The following is a 21,296-nucleotide window of genomic DNA, read 5'->3' on the forward strand; positions in this document are numbered from 1 at the left end:
CCTCCCCCTTGAGGGGAGGGTGGCCGCGAAGCGGCCGGGTGGGGTCGGTGCGGCAGTGCGCCGACCTGATCCTTTGCTGCGAGGTCGTTTTTGATGCCCCGTACCCGTGTGAGCTTCGAAATGCGCCAAAAGGCACGGGCGCTGCGAGTTCACGCGACCAAGGGCGAATCCCTGCTTTGGTATGAACTGCGCGAGCTGAAATCGGCCGGCATCAAGTTCCGGCGCCAGTGCCCCATCGGACCGTATATCGTCGACTTCGCTTGCCTCGCTGTAAAGCTGGTGGTGGAAGTGGATGGCGACTTGCACGAACAGGAGAAGGGCAAACGGCACGACGCCGTCCGTGATGCCTATCTGCGATCGCTTGGGTTCAATATCTTTCGCGTCGATGAGCCCGATGTCATAAACAGCGCTTGGCATGTCGCACAGGTGGTCAAGGAGAAGGTCGCGCGCATGTCAGCCGACCCCACCCGACCGCTTCGCGGCCACCCTCCCCTCGAGGGGGAGGGGGAGGCTGGCGTGCCGCAACCGATGAGGTTTTAGAATATGGCCGCCCCCGGCGAGAATCTGCGAATCAATTCAGACCGTTTGTGGGATTCGATAATGGAGATGGCGAAGATCGGCCCCGGCATTGCCGGCGGCAATAATCGCCAGACCGTTACCGACGAGGACGGCGAAGGGCGGCACCTATTCAAGCGCTGGTGCGATGAGGCGGGGCTCGAAATGGGCGTCGACGAGATGGGCACGATGTTTGCCCGTCGGGAAGGCACCGACCCCAGCCTGCCGCCGGTCTATGTCGGAAGCCATCTCGACACCCAACCGACCGGCGGCAAGTATGACGGCGTGCTCGGCGTGCTCGGCGGCCTGGAGGTCGTGCGCTCGCTCAACGATCTCGGCATCAAGACCAAGCACCCGATCGTCGTCACCAACTGGACCAACGAGGAAGGCGCCCGCTTTGCGCCGGCGATGATGGCGTCCGGGGTATTCGCCGGCGTGCTCGACCAGGCCGACGTCTATTCACATGTCGACAAGGACGGCAAGAAATTCGGCGAGGAACTCGAACGGATCGGCTGGAAGGGCACCGAGAAAGTCGGTGACCGAAAGATCCACGCCTTCTTTGAATTGCATATCGAGCAGGGCCCGATCCTCGAGGATGAAGGCATCGACATCGGTGTCGTCACCCATGGGCAAGGGTTGAAATGGCTGCAGGTGACGCTGACCGGCAAGGAGGCGCACACCGGCTCGACGCCGATGCCGAAGCGGCGCAATGCCGGGCTCGGCATGGCGCGGGTGATCGAATTGGTGCACGAGATCGCCATGGACTACCAACCCGACGCCGTCGGCGCAGTGGGCCATATGGAGGTCTATCCGAACTCGCGCAACATCATTGCTGGGCGCACCGTCTTCACCATCGACATCCGCTCGCCGGAAAAGGAGGTGCTGGACGCCATGGACGGGCGCATCCGCGAAGGCATCGACACGATCTGCGATGCGCTCGACATCAAATATCAAATCGAGCAGGTCGGCCATTTCGACCCGGTCACCTTCGACGCGGGCTGCGTCAAGGCTGTGCGGGATGCGGCGGAGCGCTTGGGATATACGCATCGCAATATCGTCTCGGGCGCCGGCCATGACGCTTGCTGGATCAACCGCGTTGCGCCCACCGCAATGGTGATGTGCCCTTGCGTCGACGGTCTCAGCCACAACGAGGCCGAGGAAATCACCAAGGAATGGGCAGCGGCCGGCGCCGACGTGCTGTTTCATGCGGTGGTCGAGACGGCGGTGATTGTGGCGTGAGAGGTTTGGGCTGGACCAGATGGATTCTTGCGAAGAGGGACCCCCACCCTAACCCTCCCCACAAGGGGGAGGGAACTCCTGTCGGCGTTGATCTGCGGCAAATTACCAACGTTTCCAACGCCAAGGTCGTAAGTCGGATTGCGCGGCAGCATTCCCTCCCCCTTGTGGGGAGGGTTAGGGTGGGGGTCCCTCTTCGCAAAAAATTCTTATGCGATTTCTCTGCCTTTGCGGGAAGAGATTGAGGGTGGGGGTACTCGTCTTGGCACCGAGCGCCATCGATCCAGCCGCCATCAAGCGTGCAAGGATGCTGCGCCGGAACATGACGGAAGGCGAGCGCAAGCTCTGGTCTGAGTTGAAGGAGTTCCGTCGCCTCTATGGGCTGCATGCGAGAAAGCAGGCGCCGATCGGACCTTACGTCGCGGACTTCGTTTTGCATGAGAAGAACCTCGTCATCGAAGTAGACGGAGAGCATCACTTCACGCCGGAGCAAATGGACAAGGATCGAGTACGCGATGCATGGTTTGGCCGGCAGGGCTATCGTGTGCTGCGGTTTTCGACCGGAGATCTGGCGGAATCTTTCGACGGGTGTATCGAAGAGATACTGCGGGAAGTTGGAGTCATGTAGAGGCCATTTACAGCCCCGTTGGTCCTGACCCAACCTGTAACACCGACAAGACGCTCACAAGAAGCGCGAGAGAACAAGGGAACAAGAAAATGACCAAAGTCATCAAGAATGGCACCATCGTCACCGCCGACCGGACGTGGAAGGCCGATGTGCTGTTCAAGCACGGCAAGATCATCGGCATCGGACCGGATCTGCATGGCGACCATGAGTTCGACGCCAGCGGCTGCTATGTGATGCCAGGCGGCATCGACCCGCATACCCATCTCGAAATGCCGTTCATGGGCACCTATTCGGCCGATGACTTCGAATCCGGCACCCGCGCGGCCCTTGCCGGCGGCACGACGATGGTCGTCGATTTCTGCCTGCCATCGCCGCAGCAATCGCTGCTCGAGGCCCTGCAGATGTGGGACAACAAGACCTCGAAGGCGTCCTGCGATTATTCCTTCCACATGGCGATCACCTGGTGGGGCAAGCAGGTGTTCGACGAAATGGCCACCGTCGTCGACAGGGGCATTACCTCGTTCAAGCATTTCATGGCCTACAAGGGCGCGCTGATGGTCGACGACGACGAGCTCTATTCGTCGTTCCAGCGCTGCGCCGATCTTGGCGCGCTGCCGCTGGTCCATGCTGAGAATGGCGACGTGGTGGCCGCCCTGTCGCAGAAGCTGCTGGCGGCGGGCAACAACGGCCCGGAGGGGCACGCCTATTCGCGCCCGCCGGAAGTGGAAGGCGAGGCGACCAACCGCGCCATCATGATAGCCGACATGGCTGGCGTGCCGCTGTATGTCGTGCATGTCTCCTGCGAGCAAGCGCACGAGGCCATCCGCCGCGCGCGGCAGAAAGGCATGCGAGTGTTCGGCGAGCCGCTGATCCAGCATCTTACGCTGGACGAGAGCGAGTATTTCAACAAGGACTGGGACCATGCGGCACGCCGCGTCATGAGCCCGCCCTTCCGCAACAAATGGCACCAGGATTCGCTGTGGGCCGGCCTGCAGGCCGGGTCGCTGCAAGTGGTGGCGACCGACCATTGTGCCTTCACCACCAAACAGAAGCGCAACGGCGTCGGCGACTTCACCAAGATTCCGAATGGCACCGGCGGGCTCGAGGATCGTTTGCCGGTGCTGTGGACGACCGGCGTCAACACCGGCCGGCTGACGATGAACGAGTTCGTCGCGGTGACCTCGACCAACATCGCCAAGATACTCAACATGTACCCGAAGAAGGGCGCCATCGTCGAAGGCGCGGACGCCGACATCCTCGTCTGGGACCCGAAGCGCAAGAAGAAGATCACGGCCAAGAAGCAGCAGTCGGTGATCGACTACAACGTCTTCGAAGGTTTCGAGGTGACCGGCCTGCCGCGCTTCGTCTTTTCGCGCGGCGAACTGTCGATCGAGGAAAACGAAGTCAAGGCAAAGCCCGGCCATGGCGAGTTCGTCGCTCGCGAGCCCAACGCGGCGGTCAACCGGGCACTGTCGACCTGGAAGGAGATTTCCGCGCCGCGCAAGGTGGAACGTACAGGCATCCCGGCGACGGGCGTTTGAGCTTGGCGAGCCACGGTGCGATTATCTCACTGGCCGCGGTGATCCTTGCCGCCGGGCCGGCGGCGGCTGACGTCCTTGCCGGTTCCTATGGCAATGAGGTCGGTTGCACTGGCGTACGGCTCGGTTATCACGACAGCGACGATTATGTCGTGCTGACCGCCGACGGCGTCGAAACCTATGGCAGCGGCTGCGAGTTCGCACAGCGATTGACGGCGATGCCTGGCACCCAGTTGTTGAACTCCACCTGTTTCGCCGAGGGCGAGGACGGGACGACCACGGATGTCGTCAAGGTCGTCAACAAAGGAGGGGACGGTTTCTTCGTGACCATTCCCGGCCTTGAGGAGATAGGGCCGCTGAAATCATGTTCGTGACGGTGCCGATGACGGCCGCCGCCTCGATGCCGGCTTCAGGCGACCAACCCGTCCAGTTCCGGCAGCAGGACGACGCTTTCCTGTTCGTTGGGATCGGTGCGGGCAATGACCGCCGAGGCGGGGCTGTCGCTCAGATTGGCCGGCAGATGCGGCACGCCGGCCGGAATGTAGAAAAGATCGCCGGCCTTGACCACGATATGCTGTTCAAGCCGGTCGCCATACCAGGTATGGACTTCGCCGGAGAGCACATAGATCGCGGTTTCATGGTTTTCGTGCAAATGCGCCTTGGCGCGGGCACCCGGCGGCATGGTCAGCAGATGCATGCAGATGCCGGACGAGCCGACTGTTTCGGCGGCGATGCCGGCGAAATAACTCAGGCCCTGTTTGCCTTCATAAGAGCTTTCAGGGCGGATAAGATGGCACGTCGGTTTGGGCGACATCGGGGCAACTCCGGGCGTCTATGTGATGGGACAAGGGCGCGTCGAACTGAGGCGAGTAAAACTGGGGCGAGTAGGACTGGGCGAGTGGAAAGCAACATCGGGATAAAATCAATGGGATTCCGGCCGGCGCCGCAGTGGCCGGAAGCGACAGGCTACGGCCGATGACGGGAGTATCGCCAGCCGTTGTTTCGGCAAGCAAGCTTGGCCTGACCTTCCAGACCAACGATGGTCCGGTGCAGGCGCTGTCGAATGTCGACCTGACCATCGGCAAGGGCGAATTCGTGTCCTTCATCGGGCCGTCCGGTTGCGGCAAGACGACCTTGCTGCGCGTGATCGCCGATCTGGAGAAGCCGACATCGGGAGCCATCTCCGTCAACGGCATGACGCCCGAGCAGGCGCGCCAGAGCCGCGCCTATGGCTATGTCTTCCAGGCGGCCGCACTTTATCCGTGGCGCACGATCGAGCGCAATGTGGCGCTGCCGCTCGAGATCATGGGCCTGTCTAGGGCGGAGCAGGCGGCGCGTATCAAGCGAACCCTCGACCTCGTCAACCTCAGCGGCTTCGAGAAGAAATACCCCTGGCAGCTCTCGGGCGGCATGCAGCAGCGCGCCTCGATCGCGCGGGCGCTCGCCTTCGATGCCGACCTTTTGTTGATGGACGAGCCGTTCGGCGCGCTCGACGAGATCGTGCGCGATCACCTCAACGAACAGTTGCTGGAGCTTTGGGAACGAACCAACAAGACCATCTGCTTCGTAACGCATTCGATCCCCGAGGCGGTGTATCTGTCGACGCGCATCGTCGTCATGTCGCCGCGCCCGGGGCGTGTCAGCGACGTCATAGAATCGACGCTGCCGAAAAAGCGGCCGCTCGATATCCGCGAGACGCCGGAGTTCCTGGCCATCGCCGCGCGGGTGCGGGACGGGCTGAGGGCGGGGCACAGCTATGATGATTGAGGCGGCGCGGAACGGGCTTGCGCGTTCGACACAGGAGGTGCATCGCCCTCGCGAGGGAGGCGCTAACCGTGCATTCGTCATCCTAGGGCGGAGCCGCCGCGAAGCGGCGTGCGCAGACCCTAGGATCCATGCCGTGACGTCGGCCGAAACGCGCAAGCGGTCGAGAATAAGCGCCGGGCAAGCCACCGCAAGCGCCGTTCCTTCCAGAGAGGGAGCTATTTTCAGCACCGCTTCGGAGCGGGAAGGTAACGGCATGGATCCTAGGGTCTGCGCCGCGTCGCTTCGCTCCTTGCTGCGCCCTAGGATGACGAAAGCGAGGTCATCCTCACCCGGCCTCCGCTTCGCTCCAGCCACCCTCTCCCCGTTGGGGAGAGGAGGGCGCTTACCCGGCGAGGCCTGCTAGAATGGACTCGTTTCGCGACAAGATCGTTCCGGTGACCTCGATCCTTCTGGGCGTTGTCGTCGTCTGGTACGTCATGGCTGTCATCCTCAACACGCCGTTCCAGCGCGATCTCGACCGCCGCGCCAATCAGACACCGGGTATTGTGGAATTCATCGGCAAGACGCTGGCGCAGCCGAAGCCGACGCTGCCGGCGCCGCATCAGGTGGCAGTGAATTTTTTCGAAAACACCTTTCTGCGCAGCATCACCTCGAACCGCAGCCTTGTCTACAATGCCTGGGTGACGCTGTCGTCGACGCTGCTCGGCTTTGCCTTCGGCACGGCGCTCGGCATCGTCATCGCCGTCGGCATCGTGCATGTGGCGACGCTCGACCGCAGCCTGATGCCGTGGATCATCGCCTCGCAGACCATTCCGATCCTGGCGGTGGCACCGATGATCATCGTTGTGCTGGCCGCTGTCGGCATCACCGGGCTGATCCCGAAGGCGCTGATCTCGACCTATCTGTCGTTCTTCCCGGTGGCGGTCGGCATGGTGAAGGGGCTTCGCTCGCCCGAGCTTACCCATCTCGACTTGATGCACACCTATAATGCCAGTCCTTCGCAGACCTTCTGGAAATTGCGGGTGCCGGCCTCGGTGCCGTTCCTGTTCACCTCGATGAAGGTGGCGGTGGCCGCCAGCCTGGTCGGCGCCATCGTCGGCGAGCTGCCGACCGGCGCCGTCGCCGGCATTGGCGCCAAACTGCTCGCCGGCGCCTATTACAGCCAGACCATCGACATCTGGTCGGCGCTGGTTGCCGGGTCGGTGGTGGCGGCGCTGCTGGTTATGCTGGTCGGCATTGCCGGGCGCCTTGTCGACCGCGCCATGGGCGGGAGGCCGGCATGAGCTCCATCCTGAGCCTTTCCTCAATCACGCCTCGATCCTGGCAGGGGTATGCCGCGCTTGTCCTGTTTGTCGGCGCGCTGCTTGTTTTGCCGCTCGTCAGTGCTACGCCCGGTTACGGCATGGCGACTACGGTTTCGATTTTCATTCTGCTGCTCGTGGCAATCGAGGCCGACAACTTTCCACCGATGATCGGGGTGGTGTTGCTGTTCCTTGGCGCGCATGGCGCGGCGTGGATGCTGCTCGCCGGCATAACCGGCAATGAGGGCAGCGCTCGCGCATCCTTCTATCTGCTGCTCGCCGCCGCGTGGTTTTTGGCCTGGCGCTGCGTCACGGTCTTGTCGTCGTTTCGCCCGATATCGCGCTGGGCGTCAACCGCCCTGCGCTTGATCATTCCGGCCATCTTCGGCGCCTGGATCCTGATCATCTGGGAAGCGGTGACGCGTGGTGCCGGCATTCCCTTCATCCTGCTGCCGCCGCCAAGCGCCATCGGTGCCCGCATCGTCGGCTCGCTGCCGGTGCTGGGGGCCGATGTCAGGCAGACCATCTTCAAGGCGGTCATCTTCGGCTATGTGGTGGGGAGCAGCGCCGGCTTCCTCGTTGCCATCGCCGCCGACCGCGTGCCGTTCCTGCGGCGCGGGCTTTTGCCGATCGGCAATATGGTATCGGCGCTGCCGATCATCGGCGTCGCGCCGATCATGGTCATGTGGTTCGGCTTCGACTGGCAGTCGAAGGCAGCGGTGGTCATCATCATGACCTTCTTCCCGATGCTGGTGAACACCGTCGCCGGGCTTGCCGCCTCCGGCCATATGGAGCGCGACCTGATGCGCACCTATGCCTCGAGCTATTGGCAGACGCTGTTCAAGCTGCGGCTGCCGGCGGCCGCGCCCTTCATCTTCAATGCGTTGAAGATCAATTCGACGCTGGCGCTGATCGGCGCCATCGTCGCCGAGTTCTTCGGCACCCCGGTGGTCGGCATGGGGTTCCGCATTTCGACGGAAGTCGGCCGGATGAACATCGACATGGTGTGGGCCGAAATCGCAGTTGCAGCACTTGCGGGTTCGGTCTTTTATGGCGTGGTCGCTTTTTTCGAGAGAGCAATCACGTTTTGGCATCCCTCTGTCCGTGGTGGATAGGGGCGGTGGGTTTAGGGCGCTAACTTCAGAGGGTAAAAACATGAAAAGACTAGTTGTTTCGATGCTGGCCGGCGCGATGTCGCTTGCCGCGTTCCAGGCGATGGCCGCGGACAAGGTGACGCTGCAGCTGAAATGGGTCACGCAGGCCCAGTTTGCCGGCTATTATGTCGCCAAGGACAAGGGCTTCTATGAGGCCGAAGGCCTCGACGTCGAGATCAAGCCCGGCGGTCCTGATATTGCGCCGGAGCAGGTCATCGCCGGCGGCGGCGCCGACGTCATCGTCGACTGGATGGGCGGCGCGCTGGCTGCCCGCGAAAAGGGCGTGCCGCTGGTCAACATCGCCCAGCCGTTCAAGAAAGCCGGTATGGAGCTGGTCTGCCCGAAGGACGGGCCGGTCAAGACAGAAGCCGACTTCAAGGGCCACACGCTCGGCGTCTGGTTCTTCGGCAACGAGTATCCATTCTATGCTTGGATGAACAAGCTTGGCCTCAAGACCGATGGCGGGCCGGACGGCGTCACCGTGCTCAAGCAGAGCTTTGACGTGCAGCCGCTGATCCAGAAGCAGGCGGATTGCATTTCGGTGATGACCTATAACGAGTACTGGCAGCTCATCGACGCCGGCTACAAGCCGGAAGAGCTGACCGTCTTCAACTATTCCGCCATGGGCAACGATCTGCTCGAAGACGGGCTCTATGCCCTGGAGGACAAGCTCAAGGATCCGGCCTTCGAGGACAAGATGGTGCGTTTCGTGCGCGCTTCGATGAAGGGTTGGAAATACGCCGTCGACAATTCCGACGAAGCGGCCGGCATCGTCATGGACAATGGCGGCCAGGACGAGAATCACCAGAAACGCATGATGGGCGAAGTCGCCAAGCTGATCGACAATGCCGATGGCAAGCTCGATCCGGCGACCTACGAGCGCACCGCCAAGGCGCTGCTCGACCAGAAGATCATCAGCAAGGAGCCTACCGGCGCCTACACGACGGCGATCACCGACAAGGCCATCAAATAGGGCTGTCAAACTGGCTTGTAGCGGAAAAGGGGCGGGCGACCGCCCCTTTTTAGTGGGATGTAAAATGAACGTTACCGGCGGAAACATCCGCTTGCAAAATCGTTGTGCCGGTGCATCCGCCTCAAGGGTGTCACAACGGAGGTTTCCATGCGCATCCAGTCCTTCACGCCGATGCTTTCGGCGCTGGCCATTTCTGCAGCCATCTTCTCTGCTTCACCGGCCCTGGCCGAAACCATAAAGATGACTGCGACGCTCGATGGTGCTCAGCAGAGCCCGCCCGTCACAACGAAGGGCAAGGGCACCGCCACGCTCAGGTTCAACACCACAACCAAGAAACTCAGCTGGACAGTGAGATATTCCGGCCTCAGCGGGCCGGCGAAGGCCGCACACATTCACGGCCCGGCGGCAAAGGGCGAAAACGCCGACCCGGTGATACCGTTCGAAGGCAAGCTGAGGAGCCCGATCAAGGGCTCGGCGACGTTGACCGATGCCCAGGCGACCGATTTGGAGGCGGGCAAGTACTACGTCAACATCCACACCGCGGCCCACGCGGATGGCGAGATCCGCGGGCAGATAGAAAAGGCGCCGTCGACGATGTAGCGCAGCGATCATAGCGCTGCGATCAACCTGTTGAAGCTTGGGAAGGGATTCGACCTCCCGTTGGCGCTCAGGCCCTGTCCCGTATCTGGGTCATGGTCCGCGTCGGCGTGATTGCCTCGGGATCGAGCCTGATCTCGACGATCGACGGTTTGCCGCTGGCGCGGGCGCGTTCGAAGGCCGGCGCGAAGTCGGCGGTCTTCTCGACTGTTTCGCCATGACCACCATAGGCACGCGCGAGCGCCGCGAAGTCGGGATTCTTCAAATCCGTGGCGACGACACGGCCGGGATATTCGCGCTCCTGGTGCATGCGGATCGTGCCGTAGATGCCGTTGTTGACGACAACGACGATGATCGGCAGTGCGTATTGCACGGCGGTGGCGAATTCCTGGCCGTTCATCAGGAAACAACCGTCGCCGGCGAAGGCGATCACGTCGCGGTCGGGATAGAGCTGCTTGGCGGCGACCGCCGCCGGCGTGCCGTAGCCCATCGAGCCGGATGTGGGTGCTGCCTGCGTGCCGAAACGCCGGAAGCGATGGTAACGATGCACCCAGGTGGCGTAGTTGCCGGCGCCGTTGGTGAGGATGGCGTCGTCCGGCAGTATCGTTTCGAGATAATTCATGATCGGCCCCATCTGGACGGCGCCGGGGCCGCTCTCCGGAGGCGTCGACCAGTCGAGATAGGCGGAATGCAGCTTCGCTGCCTCAGCCGCCCACACCGGCGTTGCAGCCGGCTTGCGTCGGGCAAAGGCTTCGACGAAAGCAGCAGGCGAGGCATTGATCGCCAGCGCCGGCCGGTAGACGCGGCCGAGCTCGCCCGCGTCGGCATGGACATGGACCAGCGTCTGGTCGGGGTAGGGGCTCTTCAGCAGCGTGTAGTCGGATGACGGCATCTCGCCCATACGGCCGCCGATGAGCAGCACGAGGTCGGCCTGCTTGATGGCGGTTGCTACCTTGGGGTTGATGCCGATGCCGACATCGCCGGCATAATTCGGGTGGAGATGGTCGAACAGCATCTGGCGGCGGAAGGAGCAGCCGACCGGCAGCGACCAGGCTTCGGCTATCGTCCGCATCTGGGCAACAGCCTGCGCATCCCAGCGCGTACCGCCAAGGATGACGAAGGGCTGCTTTGCCTTGTTGAGCAACACTTCCAGCGCGTCGAGCTCGACTTCGCCGGGCCGCGTCTCGACAGGGGTGTAATGCCGGGCTTGCGGTGCCTCGGCGAGGCTGGTCAGCATGTCCTCGGGCAGCGAGATGACGACCGGGCCGGGCCGGCCGGAGGTCGCCACCGAAAAGGCCCGCGTGACAAATTCGGGGATGCGTGCGGCGTCGTCGATCTCGACCACCCATTTGGCGATATCACCGAAGAACCTGACGTAGTCGACTTCCTGAAAAGCCTCGCGCCCCTTGGCGTGGCTGGCGACCTGGCCAATGAACAGGATCAGGGGGACCGAATCCTGCATCGCGATGTGGATGCCGGCCGAGGCATTGGTGGCGCCTGGGCCGCGGGTGACGAAGCAGATGCCGGGCTTGCCGGTCAGGCGGCCGTGGCAGTCGGCCATCATCGCGGCACCGCCCTCCTGGCGGCAGACGATGGTGCGGATCGGCGAGTCGTGCAGCGCGTCGAGCACCGCCAGATAGGATTCGCCGGGCACGCAATAGATACGGTCCGTTCCGTTGGCTTCGAGCGCATCGACGATGAGTTGTCCGCCGGTCTTCATTTTCCTGACCTCTCCAGTTCGGCAAGGATTTCTTCGGTGTGTTCGCCGAGACGCGGTGACGGACGTTCATAGACCAGCGGCGTGCCGGACATGACCATCGGCGCCCGCACCGAGGGCAAGAGATTGCCATGGCCGTCATCGAGGTCGAGCCGCATGCCGCGCGCTATGGTCTGCGGGTCGGCAAACATCTGGCCGATGTTATTGATCGGGCTGGCAGGAACCCCAGCGGCTTCGAGCCTGGCCAGCAGCGGATCGCGATCGAAGGCCTTCAGCGCCTCTATCATGTGCTCGCGCAGCTTTGCCCGGTTGGCGACGCGGGCGGGATTGGTGGCGAAGTCAGGATTCGACGCCAGCTCGTCGAGGCCGACGGCAGCGCAGAACTTTGCGAACTGGCCGTCATTGCCGACCGCCAGGATGATGTGGCCATTTTTCACCGGCACCACTTCGTAGGGCGCGATGTTCATATGCGCATTGCCCATCTGCACCGGCGACTGTCCGGAGACGAGGTAGTTGAGGTTCTGGTTGCCGAGCGTCGAGATCTGGGTGTCGTAGAGCGCCATGTCGATATGCTGGCCTTCGCCCGTCTTCTCGGCATGGCGAAGCGCCGCCTGGATGGCGATGACCGAATAAAGCCCGGTGAAAACATCCGATATAGCGACGCCCGCCTTTTGCGGTTCGCGCCCGGCTTCGCCGGTGATCGACATCATGCCGGCCATGCCCTGGATGATGAAATCATAGCCGGCGCGCGGCGCGTACGGCCCCGACTGGCCAAAACCGGTGATCGAGCAATAGATCAGCCGTGGGTTGATTTTCCTCAGGCTGTCATAATCGAGGCCGTATTTCTTCAGTCCGCCGACCTTGAAGTTTTCGATCAGCACATCCGATGTCGCGACCAGCCGGCGCACCGTCTCGGCACCCTCGGGCGTCGAGAAGTCAATAGCGATGGAGCGCTTGCCGCGGTTGCAGGAATGGTAATAAGCGGCTGAAAGGTTCTCGCCGTCATGGCCGATGACGAAGGGCGGTCCCCATTTGCGGGTGTCGTCGCCGCCGTCCGGGCTCTCGACCTTGATCACGTCGGCGCCGAGGTCGGCAAGCAGCTGCCCGGCCCATGGCCCGGCAAGGATGCGTGCGAGTTCGATGACGCGGATGCCTTTGAGCGGCGGCTCAGTCATGGATCACCATGGTTGGTCGAAAGCGCAGCCTCTATCAATCCCGCGCGCCGCTGTCACGGCCCTTGCAATGGGCCAGTATCACTGTGCCCTCAGCACGCGGTCGGCCCAGGCGGCAAAATCCTCCATGATGACGTCTCGGTTGATCTCGTTCAGGCTTTCATGGCGAGTTTTGGCGTAAACCTTTGAAACGAGATTCGAAAAACCCATCATGTGCATCCGGCCGGCAAGATGGCTGACCGCCTTGCCGCTGTCCGAGGCCCGATCTTGCTCGCCTCCGACCAGATTGACGAACAGGTCGCGCCGCACGCCGGAAAAATTGCGGTCGCTGCCGCAATGCAGCGTCATCTTGACGATGTCCTGCCACATCGACACCGATGCGTCCCAGCCGCAGAGCGGGTCGGCGATGTATTTCTCGACTTCGGCGGCATCGCGCGACAGCCAGTCGAATGGCGTCCGGCGATCGGGCACTGCCTTGCCCCAGGCCCGGAACGTCAGCCGGGGCAGCATGCGCGACGGGACGTCTGAGCCAAGCCGGAACCTTTCCCAGGCAAGCACGCCCAGCGCGATTTGGCCGAGCAGTCCGGCCGAGAAATTGCCGTTCCAGATCGCGGCGGCATGGATGCGTGGCGAGTGGCGGAGGACAAAGTTCAGCGCGACCGACGCGCCCAAGGAGTGACCGAAGACGATGACCGGCAGGCCAGGTTGTTCCCTGGCGATGAGATCATGGACGGCGGCGACATCGGCGATGACCTTGGCACCGCCATCCGCATCGGCGAACCTGCCCGGTGGCGCATCGGGCGCCTTGGTGGCGCCGTGGCCACGGTGGTCGTGCGCGTAGACCTGGTAGCCGCGCTCGCCGAGGAAATCGGCGAAGCGGGCATAGCGCGCCGCGTGCTCGGCCAGCCCGTGATTGATCTGGACAATGGCGTGCGGTTGGCCGCTGGCGTGTTTCACATAAAGGTTGAGCTCGGCGCCCGTCGGCGATGCCAGCATCCTCTGCTTGTCAAATGGCATGTCTCGCTCCCGTCGGCGACTGTTGGGCGACGCAGCGATCGACGTCAAGGGACGTAGGTGCCCATTCGACGTAATTGACAGCATGCTGTCAATGTGATTGCATGACAGCATACTGTCAAATGGTCAGCGGCAGATTGGCGGTATGACTGTGAAAACCACCGGGGCCATTTCGCGGCGTGCAATCTTGCTGGCGGGCTTCGCCTTCACGACGGCCACCCTGTTGTCAGGGATTGCTGCTTTCAGTCAGGAAACCAGGGAGATGACCATGATGACGTCCACTGTTCCAGGCCCGCAAGGCCAGCTTGCCACTTACAGGATCAAGGCCGGCAATGGCCTGCCGATCATGTTCCTGCATGGAGATTGCAGCCGCGCTTCCCACTGGGACCGCGTGATGCAGCTCTCCGTCGAAGGCCGCGAGGCGGTAGCCTTCGATTTTCGCGGTCATGGCGCCTCCGCGCCGGCGCAGGACGGTGACTACGGTTATGACGGTCGTGCAATGGATGTCGGTGCCGTGGCCGACGCGTTTGGCCTGAAGCGGTTTCTCATTGTCGCGCACAGCGGCGGCGGTGGCGTGGCGCTCGCTTATGCCGCCAGCCATGCCGACCGGGTCGCCGGTGTCTTGCTCGTCGACCCGGCGACCGATCCTCGTGCGCTGCCGCAGGCGATTCGTGACGGCTTTGTCCGCGATCTGGCCGGTCCGCAAGGCCGTGATGTCCTGAACGCCTATTACACGTCGATTGCCGGCCCTAACGCGGCTGTTCGCCAGCGTGTTCTGGCCGATGCGGCAGTGGTCGATCCGGCGGCGAGGGCAGGTGTCGGCAAGGCGCTGGCCGAATGGAACCCGGAGCCGGCACTCGATGCGTATCGCGGGCCTATGTTCGTTTTGGCTACCGAGGCCAGTGACACTCCAGCCGCGCTCCACCGGCTGCGCACGGACATTCCGCGCCAGATCGTGGCGGGCAGCGGCCATTGGGTGATGCTTGACAAGCCCGAGGCCGTAGCCGAAGCCGTTAATAATTTCGTCGCGACCATCGAGGCCGGCCAGAAATGACGACCAGGACCGAAGCGGCAAATGTGCTCACCGAACTGGTGCTTGCCGTGTTCAGGATGAACGGCAGTTTTCTGGATGCGGCCGACCGGCTGGCCGCTCCAACCGGGCTGACGGCAGCGCGCTGGCAGGTTTTGGGTGCAGTTTTGAAGGAGCCGAAATCTGTGGCCGACATCGCCCGCGACATGGGTCTCGCCCGTCAGAGTGTACAGCGGCTGGCCGACATACTGGCTGCGGAGGGGCTTGCCGTCTACGCCGACAACCCGGCGCATCGCCGCGCCAAGCTGTTGTCGATAACCGATGCCGGCCGGGCAGCGGTCAAGAATATCGGCACACGCCAGCATGTTTGGGCGAACCGCATTTCGGAGGGTATGGACGCCGACGCGCTGAAAGCCTCGCTTGATCTGCTGCGCACCCTGACGGAACGGGTGGAGGCGGGCGGATCCTGATCGACCACGCGGGAGCCTCTCAATGCGCTGGCGATTGTTTTTACGGCCGGCGAAAGAAATCGTAATTCTGACATGTCGCAAGTTTCTAGCTTGCGGCGTGAATCACGAGGAGTGCCGGAATGCGGATTTGGGCGATATGGGGGACGGTGTTTCTTGCGTTTGCTGGCGCAAGCGCGGCGCGGGCCGATGTGAAGATGACCGGCTCTTTCGTCGCCGATGCCGCCTGTCCGGCAACGCAGGCGATCAAGAGCGCCAAGAATCCCGGCAATGTCTCGACCGCGGCTGGTCAGAGTTATGATCTGCTGGCCGGCAACAAGGACGCGCCCACGCACTATCTCATTCGCGTGCCGGGCGCCGATCCGGAGCGCCGCTGGGTCAAGATCAGCTGCGGTCATGTTTCGGGCGACAGCGCGTCGACGATGCCGGCTGCACCGGCGCCTGCCGAGCCGAACAAGCCATCGGCGTCCGGAAAGCCGGAATATGTCTTCGCGCTGAGCTGGCAGCCGGCTTTCTGCGAGACCAAATCCAGCAAGACCGAATGCCGGGCGCAGACCGCCGCCGGTTTCGATGCGACCCACTTCACCTTGCATGGATTGTGGCCGCAGCCGAACGGAAATTTCTATTGCCAGGGCGCGGCAAGCGACAAGGCGAACGACGATCCGGCACACTGGCGGGATTTGCCGCCGGTCACCCTCGACCCGAAAACGCGATCGGAACTCGACCAGGTGATGCCCGGCACCGCGTCCGCACTCGAAAGGCACGAGTGGATCAAGCACGGCACCTGCTACGGCAAGAGCCAGCAGGAGTATTTCTCCGACGCCTTGAACCTGATGCGCGCGGTGAACGCTTCGCCGGTGCGCGATCTCTTCATCAAGAACATCGGCAAGCAACTGACATCCGATCAGATCCGCAGCACCTTCGACGTTACCTTCGGCAAAGGCGCGGGCGACCGGGTCCGCGTTTCCTGCGTGGTCGATCCCTCGAACGGCAGGCGGCTGATCGGCGAGCTGACGCTCGGCCTGACCGGCCCGATCGCTTCCAACGCTTCGCTCGGTGCCCTGCTGCTTGCCTCGGCGCCTACAGCCAAGGCCGGCTGCCCGAAGGGCGCGGTCGATGCCGTCGGGTTCCAGTAAACAGGCCGTACGCGACTGTCGCTTTGCACCGGGGATGGTATGATCCCGGGGGGTATCATTCGCAGGGGGTGGCGATGAGTGGCGTGACGAGCGGCGCGCTGGCGCGGTTGGCGTTCTGGGCCAAGGGCATGACGGCGACCCGCGACGGCCATATGGAGTGGCCGGGCTTTTCCTACACCGAAGTGGAGTGGGCGCGCATGGCCACGCTCGCCAAACCCGTCGACGGCGGCACGTACCAATTGTTCACGCTGGTCAACGCGGCGATCTTCATCGCCATCGCCGCGTTCGGGATATTCTGTATCTTCCTGCCGCTGGCGGCGCTGCTGTTCCCGCTACCGGCCGAAACCAATGCGCTCAAGTTTTCGCTGCTCCTGGCGGCATGCGCCTTGCTGATCATCGGCATCGGCCTGCCTATCTCGCTGCGTCTTTCGACCGCGCTGGTGGCGCCGAAGGCAATGCGGGCCGCACTTGTCGCCGTGCCCGGCGATCAGGCGCTTGCGGCAAAAGTGTCATGGCAGATCAACCGGATCACGCTCGTGCTCTGCGGCCTGCTGGTACCGGGCATTCTTCTGTTCATTGCCTACGACATCGAAGCCGGCCCGATTATTACCGCGTTGAAATGGCTGGCGATCGCGCTGATGGCGGTTTCGGTTGCGATCGGCGCATGGCAGCGGCGCAAACAACCCTGATTGAGCCAATCGCAGGCCAGGGTAGCGTTACGCGCCGGCGCTGCGCTCCGGCCTGGTCCATGTGTTGCGCCCGTCTGCTTCGTTGCCGCCCGGTTCGCCGACAACGCGATCGCGTCCCGTGGATTTGGCCTTGTAGAGACGCTGGTCGGCCAGCGCGAAGAGATCGGCAAGGCAACGGGTCGTCTCGCTGACCGTCGAGATGCCGGCGCTGACGGTAATGTCGAACCGGCTGGTGCTCGCGGACGTCTTGACCGCTTGCCTGACGGTCTCGCCCAGCAGTCTGGCGAGCGGCTGCGGACGCCAGCCGAGGATGGCGAATTCCTCGCCGCCGATCCTGAACAATTGATCGTCGGTCCCGACAAGTTCGCCAAGCAAAATTGCCAGGGCTTTCAGCACCCTGTCGCCCTCGGCGTGGCCGAAGCGGTCGTTGATCGATTTGAAGTGGTCGACATCGATGATCAGCAGGCTGAGCGGCCTGGCGGTCCGCAGGCTGGTGGCCACGGCGGCCTCGCCGTCGCTGTCGAAGCGCCCCCTGTGGAGCAGGCCGGTGAGGCCGTCGCGACCGACATGCTCGACCAGCGCCTCATAGCGCTCGCGATAGGTCAGCGTGTCGAAAATGTCGGAAAGCCCGCGCGGCGCCGGCACCTGCCGCGCCTCGAACCACCTGATATAGGCGACCAGCATGGTGCTGTAGACCAAGGCCGCTGCCATCTTGGCGAACCAGCCGCCGAAAAACACGGCGACCGGCGCACCGGTGACGAAATGCAGCGCCGTGAAAAAACCTGCCTGGTCGAAGGTGAGCACGCAGGCGACGGAGACCAGGATGCGGGTGAAAAGCGCCTTGCGCAGGTATTTGCCGAGCTTTTCATAGAGCAGAATGATCAGGATGGCGTCGACGAACAGCAGCGTCGTGCCCCACACCATCAGCCAGCCCATCTCATCGATGAAGCCGATGTCGGGAAGCTTGCCGTCGGGCAGCGGTGCGATGTCGTGCAGGCGCAGGATCAGCACGAGCCCGACCATCAGGGCATTGCCGAGCAGCAGGCCGTAAATCGGCTGCCGGACAGTTGCCGCGTCCTCCTTGATGTAGAGCAGGAGAAGCATCACCAGCTTGCCGGAAAACAGCACAGCCGAGCCCGGCGATACCATGCCGAACGGCAGCGCGACGTAGAAGACGCTGGCGAGATAGGTTTCCAGGAAATGCATGACGCCAAGGGCGCAAACAAAGACGCCGAGGCCGATGCGGCCCCTGAACCGGAAAAGCGTGACCATGATGCCGAAATAGAGAACCGCTTCGGCAAAAAGCAGGAAACTGTTCAACACGGCCCGATCTCTCTCCCCGAAATCGCGGCTGCCAGCGATGTCCTATCCAACATTGTTTGACGCGGAATGGTTAACCGGAGCTTTCGCCTGGGTGCCGGCACGAAATGAAGCGGCTAAGCGTTTGTGGGTGCGACCAAATCCGCTTGGGGCCAAAACTGTTTGCCGTTCGGGGCCGCATCGCTTACATAGCCCCCAACTTCCATTCAATCCGACATCAGTCGACTTTTCAGGGAAAGCGCGCGTGGCACGCCAGTTCATCTATCACATGGCCGGCCTCAACAAGGCCTACGGCACCAAGAAGGTGCTCGAGAACATCCATCTGTCCTTCTACCCGGACGCCAAGATCGGCATCCTCGGCCCCAACGGCGCCGGCAAGTCGACGATCCTCAAGATCATGGCCGGCATCGACAAGGAGTGGAGCGGCGAGGCCTGGCTGGCCGAGGGTGCTACCGTCGGTTACCTGGCGCAGGAGCCGGCGCTCGATCCGAACAAGAACGTGTTCGAAAACGTCATGGAAGGCGTCGCGGCCAAGACCGCCATCATCGAGCGCTACAACGAATTGATGATGAACTATTCCGACGAGACGGCGGACGAGTCGGCCAAGCTGCAGGACGAGATGGACCGGCTCAACCTCTGGGATCTCGAACAGCAGGTCGAGATGGCGATGGAAGCGCTCGGCTGTCCGCCCAAGGAGGCCGATGTCACCAAGCTGTCGGGCGGCGAGCGCCGCCGTGTCGCGCTCTGCCAGCTCTTGCTGCGCCAGCCCGATTTGCTGCTGCTCGACGAGCCGACCAACCATCTCGACGCCGAGACGACGGCGTGGCTGGAAAAGCATCTGCGTGCCTATCCAGGCGCGGTGATGATCATCACCCACGACCGCTACTTCCTCGACAATGTCACCGGCTGGATCCTCGAGCTCGATCGCGGCCGCGGTATCCCGTACGAAGGCAACTACACCAAATATCTCGAAGCCAAGGCCAAGCGGCTCAAGCAGGAAGGCCGCGAGGACGATGCCCGCCAGCGGGCGATCGGCCGCGAGCGCGAGTGGATACAGTCCAGCCCGAAAGCCCGGCAGACCAAGTCGAAGGCCCGTATCCAGGCCTTCCAGGATCTGCTGGATGCAGCCGACAAGCGGCGTCCGAGCGACACGCAGATCGTCATTCCGCATGGCGAGCGGCTCGGCAATGTAGTGATCGAGGTCGAGGGCCTGTCGAAGGGCTTTGGCGACACGCTTTTGATCGAAGACCTCGAATTCAAGCTGCCGCCGGGCGGCATCGTCGGCGTCATCGGCCCGAACGGCGCCGGCAAGACGACGCTGTTCCGCATGATCACCGGCCAGGAAAAGCCGGACGCCGGCACCATTCGCGTCGGCGAGACGGTCAAGCTCGGTTATGTCGACCAGAGCCGCGACGCGCTCGACCCTACCAAGACCGTCTGGGAAGAAATCTCGGGCGGCGCCGAAGTGGTCAAGCTCGGCAAGTTCGAGGCCAACACGCGCGCCTATTGTGCGTCGTTCAACTTTCGCGGCGGCGATCAGCAGCAGAAGGTGGGCAACCTGTCCGGCGGCCAGCGCAACCGCGTGCATCTGGCCAAGATGCTGAAGACCGGCGGCAATGTGCTGCTGCTCGACGAACCGACCAACGATCTCGATACCGAAACGCTGGCCGCACTCGAAGACGCGCTAGAAAACTTCGCCGGCTGCGCCGTCATCATCTCGCACGACCGCATGTTCCTCGACCGCCTGGCAACGCACATCCTCGCCTTCGAGGGCGACAGCCATGTCGAATGGTTCGAAGGCAATTTCGAGGATTACGAGCAGGACAAGATCCGTAGACTCGGGCCGGAAGCCGTCAACCCGCACCGCATGACGTATAAGCGGCTGACAAGATAGTCCGTGCGCCTCGTTTAGAATTCTCTGTCGAGTGTCTCTATGAAGTCCTCGGCGAGTTTGGCTGAAGAGAACCGCGCAACTTCCCGGTAGTCGGGGTGGTGTTCTGCCGTCGGTGGCGAGTTAAGGACTATAAACGCGTCGTTCTCTTGAACCACAATGTTGGTCAGATCGACGCTATCGATGGCTGTCGCATTGCGCGCTTGGCAATATGGACACTCGTCGTCACAGGCGCAGGACCAATCAGTAGCCCAATACCTGTGACATTTATAACATCTGTAGTTGTTGAGATACCAAGCCATTGTTAGACCTGACCAAAAACGATCTGACGTAGATCACCTGCGTTATCGCGCTACCTGATATCGACCACGGGACAGGAACCTAAGATATCCCTTGTCGCGAAGAAACTGAAGTTGTTGACGGATTTTAGGTCTAATATTCTGGTTGTTCGGGTAAAGGAGAGCCAACTGTGGCTCAAATGCGTAGGCCTGGTCGATGTCAAATTCGTCTGTGCCGATCGACTCGATACATCGCATGACCTCAACGAGCCATCCCCTGGTGTCATGGGGCGCATCGCGTAGGAACACAGTTCGCTTCCAAGCTGCCAAAACCTCTTCTTTCGAGGTGATCACACCGTTTCTGACAAGGTGGATTCTTCCCGCTTCAGGGACCCGGCTAAGAAGGATATTCGAACCAATCCAGCCGGCGCGGCGTGCTGCTTGGGAGAGCGGCGTCCTGCGTTCTACGATTGCTGGCGTGAAAAAATGTTTTGGGATAACGCAGACAGACTCCACCAGTCGCTGGTTAAAATCGTATTTGAGTAGAAAAAAGTTGGGGTTCGTTGACGAATTCAGCCGCTCGATTTTTCTGCTATACGCACCATTGGCGAGTTTTCTGCCGAACGGTTTCTTTGCGCTTTTTAGTTCGTATTGATCATCGCACTTATCGCAGTAAAAATCGGCACAGGGAGATTTGCCGGAAACTGCGTCAGGCGCGAATTCCCGCAGTTGGGGCAGTACAGCCATTCTGACGCCCACCGCTCCGTCCAGATTCTCGCGCTTTGCGAACCGCTGTCGTATGCTGCTTGAGTCTCTTGGAATCCCATTTTCAT

At 62.2% G+C, this 21,296-nt stretch carries 21 protein-coding genes and 1 pseudogene; 15 read left to right on the top strand and 7 right to left on the bottom strand.

The window, feature by feature from the left end; translation table 11 throughout:
- Window positions 1-120: 120 nt before the first annotated feature.
- The 5 genes from NKJ12_RS14620 to NKJ12_RS14640 all read left to right on the top strand — a co-directional run bounded on the left by NKJ12_RS14620 (window position 121) and on the right by NKJ12_RS14640 (window position 4,331).
- Window positions 121-540: an endonuclease domain-containing protein gene (locus NKJ12_RS14620; protein WP_352703432.1), complete on the top strand. Its 420-nt coding sequence runs from the start codon at window positions 121-123 to the stop codon at window positions 538-540.
- 3 nt (window positions 541-543) lie between these two features.
- On the top strand, window positions 544-1,794 hold the full coding sequence (locus tag NKJ12_RS14625; RefSeq protein WP_352703435.1) for a Zn-dependent hydrolase: 1,251 nt from the start codon (window positions 544-546) through the stop codon (window positions 1,792-1,794).
- A gap of 244 nt (window positions 1,795-2,038) precedes the next feature.
- Entirely contained in the window at window positions 2,039-2,419 is a 381-nt protein-coding gene (locus tag NKJ12_RS14630; RefSeq protein ID WP_352703437.1) for an endonuclease domain-containing protein, read from the top strand.
- An 89-nt stretch (window positions 2,420-2,508) separates the two neighbouring features.
- Window positions 2,509-3,960 carry a dihydropyrimidinase gene (hydA, locus tag NKJ12_RS14635; protein ID WP_352475407.1) on the top strand — a complete coding sequence of 484 codons (1,452 nt, stop codon included), beginning with the start codon at window positions 2,509-2,511 and terminating at the stop codon, window positions 3,958-3,960.
- 2 nt (window positions 3,961-3,962) lie between these two features.
- Entirely contained in the window at window positions 3,963-4,331 is a 369-nt protein-coding gene (locus tag NKJ12_RS14640; RefSeq protein ID WP_352703439.1) for a hypothetical protein, read from the top strand.
- 35 nt (window positions 4,332-4,366) lie between these two features.
- Here the strand turns inward: NKJ12_RS14640 and NKJ12_RS14645 are convergent, their stop codons facing one another.
- On the bottom strand, window positions 4,367-4,771 hold the full coding sequence (locus tag NKJ12_RS14645; RefSeq protein ID WP_352505563.1) for a cupin domain-containing protein: 405 nt from the start codon (window positions 4,769-4,771) through the stop codon (window positions 4,367-4,369).
- A 161-nt stretch (window positions 4,772-4,932) separates the two neighbouring features.
- Here NKJ12_RS14645 and NKJ12_RS14650 point away from each other — a divergent pair, with 161 nt between their 5' ends.
- The 5 genes from NKJ12_RS14650 to NKJ12_RS14670 all read left to right on the top strand — a co-directional run bounded on the left by NKJ12_RS14650 (window position 4,933) and on the right by NKJ12_RS14670 (window position 9,752).
- Complete coding sequence (locus NKJ12_RS14650; RefSeq protein WP_352453396.1) at window positions 4,933-5,724, top strand: ABC transporter ATP-binding protein; 792 nt, start codon at window positions 4,933-4,935, stop codon at window positions 5,722-5,724.
- 404 nt (window positions 5,725-6,128) lie between these two features.
- Window positions 6,129-7,007 (top strand): ABC transporter permease, encoded by an 879-nt coding sequence (locus tag NKJ12_RS14655; RefSeq protein ID WP_254819031.1) that lies wholly within the window; start codon window positions 6,129-6,131, stop codon window positions 7,005-7,007.
- On the top strand, window positions 7,004-8,140 hold the full coding sequence (locus NKJ12_RS14660) for an ABC transporter permease (protein WP_352505564.1): 1,137 nt from the start codon (window positions 7,004-7,006) through the stop codon (window positions 8,138-8,140). Before NKJ12_RS14655 ends, NKJ12_RS14660 begins: the two co-directional genes overlap by 4 nt.
- 40 nt (window positions 8,141-8,180) lie before the next feature.
- Entirely contained in the window at window positions 8,181-9,152 is a 972-nt protein-coding gene (locus NKJ12_RS14665) for an ABC transporter substrate-binding protein (RefSeq protein WP_254819029.1), read from the top strand.
- Between the two features lie 147 nt (window positions 9,153-9,299).
- Entirely contained in the window at window positions 9,300-9,752 is a 453-nt protein-coding gene (locus NKJ12_RS14670) for a CHRD domain-containing protein (RefSeq protein WP_254819028.1), read from the top strand.
- A 67-nt stretch (window positions 9,753-9,819) separates the two neighbouring features.
- Here NKJ12_RS14670 and NKJ12_RS14675 read toward each other — a convergent pair whose 3' ends face one another.
- The 3 genes from NKJ12_RS14675 to NKJ12_RS14685 form a co-directional block, all read right to left on the bottom strand.
- A complete protein-coding gene (locus NKJ12_RS14675) occupies window positions 9,820-11,469 on the bottom strand; it encodes a thiamine pyrophosphate-binding protein (RefSeq protein ID WP_352505566.1) in 1,650 nt (549 codons plus the stop codon).
- A complete protein-coding gene (locus NKJ12_RS14680) occupies window positions 11,466-12,641 on the bottom strand; it encodes a CaiB/BaiF CoA transferase family protein (protein WP_352505567.1) in 1,176 nt (391 codons plus the stop codon). The genes NKJ12_RS14675 and NKJ12_RS14680 overlap by 4 nt, the downstream gene beginning before the upstream one ends.
- A 78-nt stretch (window positions 12,642-12,719) precedes the next feature.
- The gene (locus NKJ12_RS14685; protein WP_352505568.1) at window positions 12,720-13,655 is read right to left on the bottom strand and encodes an alpha/beta fold hydrolase; all 936 of its coding nucleotides are present in this window, start codon (window positions 13,653-13,655) and stop codon (window positions 12,720-12,722) included.
- 265 nt (window positions 13,656-13,920) lie between these two features.
- Here NKJ12_RS14685 and NKJ12_RS14690 point away from each other — a divergent pair, with 265 nt between their 5' ends.
- The 4 genes from NKJ12_RS14690 to NKJ12_RS14705 all read left to right on the top strand — a co-directional run bounded on the left by NKJ12_RS14690 (window position 13,921) and on the right by NKJ12_RS14705 (window position 16,974).
- Window positions 13,921-14,706, top strand: coding sequence for an alpha/beta fold hydrolase (locus NKJ12_RS14690; protein WP_352703442.1), 786 nt, complete (start codon window positions 13,921-13,923; stop codon window positions 14,704-14,706).
- Window positions 14,703-15,152, top strand: a complete 450-nt coding sequence (locus NKJ12_RS14695) for a MarR family winged helix-turn-helix transcriptional regulator (protein WP_352703444.1) — start codon at window positions 14,703-14,705, stop codon at window positions 15,150-15,152. The genes NKJ12_RS14690 and NKJ12_RS14695 overlap by 4 nt, the downstream gene beginning before the upstream one ends.
- A 119-nt stretch (window positions 15,153-15,271) precedes the next feature.
- Window positions 15,272-16,285 carry a ribonuclease T2 gene (locus NKJ12_RS14700; RefSeq protein WP_352703447.1) on the top strand — a complete coding sequence of 338 codons (1,014 nt, stop codon included), beginning with the start codon at window positions 15,272-15,274 and terminating at the stop codon, window positions 16,283-16,285.
- Window positions 16,286-16,359: 74 nt separating this feature from the next.
- Window positions 16,360-16,974: a hypothetical protein gene (locus tag NKJ12_RS14705; RefSeq protein ID WP_352505572.1), complete on the top strand. Its 615-nt coding sequence runs from the start codon at window positions 16,360-16,362 to the stop codon at window positions 16,972-16,974.
- Between the two features lie 27 nt (window positions 16,975-17,001).
- On the opposite strand, the gene NKJ12_RS14710 is transcribed toward NKJ12_RS14705, so the two are convergent.
- Window positions 17,002-18,297: a GGDEF domain-containing protein gene (locus tag NKJ12_RS14710; protein ID WP_352703449.1), complete on the bottom strand. Its 1,296-nt coding sequence runs from the start codon at window positions 18,295-18,297 to the stop codon at window positions 17,002-17,004.
- A gap of 241 nt (window positions 18,298-18,538) precedes the next feature.
- On the opposite strand from NKJ12_RS14710, the gene ettA reads away from it, so the two are divergent.
- Window positions 18,539-20,188 carry an energy-dependent translational throttle protein EttA gene (gene ettA, locus NKJ12_RS14715; RefSeq protein ID WP_352505574.1) on the top strand — a complete coding sequence of 550 codons (1,650 nt, stop codon included), beginning with the start codon at window positions 18,539-18,541 and terminating at the stop codon, window positions 20,186-20,188.
- Window positions 20,189-20,529: 341 nt separating this feature from the next.
- On the opposite strand, the gene NKJ12_RS14720 is transcribed toward ettA, so the two are convergent.
- Entirely contained in the window at window positions 20,530-20,721 is a 192-nt protein-coding gene (locus NKJ12_RS14720) for a hypothetical protein (protein WP_352505668.1), read from the bottom strand.
- A 96-nt stretch (window positions 20,722-20,817) separates the two neighbouring features.
- Window positions 20,818-21,296, bottom strand: a pseudogene (locus NKJ12_RS14725) (DpnI domain-containing protein); the annotation flags it as partial.

Origin of the sequence: Mesorhizobium sp. M0195, assembly GCF_040322115.1 — a bacterium.
In the GTDB taxonomy this organism is placed as follows: domain Bacteria; phylum Pseudomonadota; class Alphaproteobacteria; order Rhizobiales; family Rhizobiaceae; genus Mesorhizobium.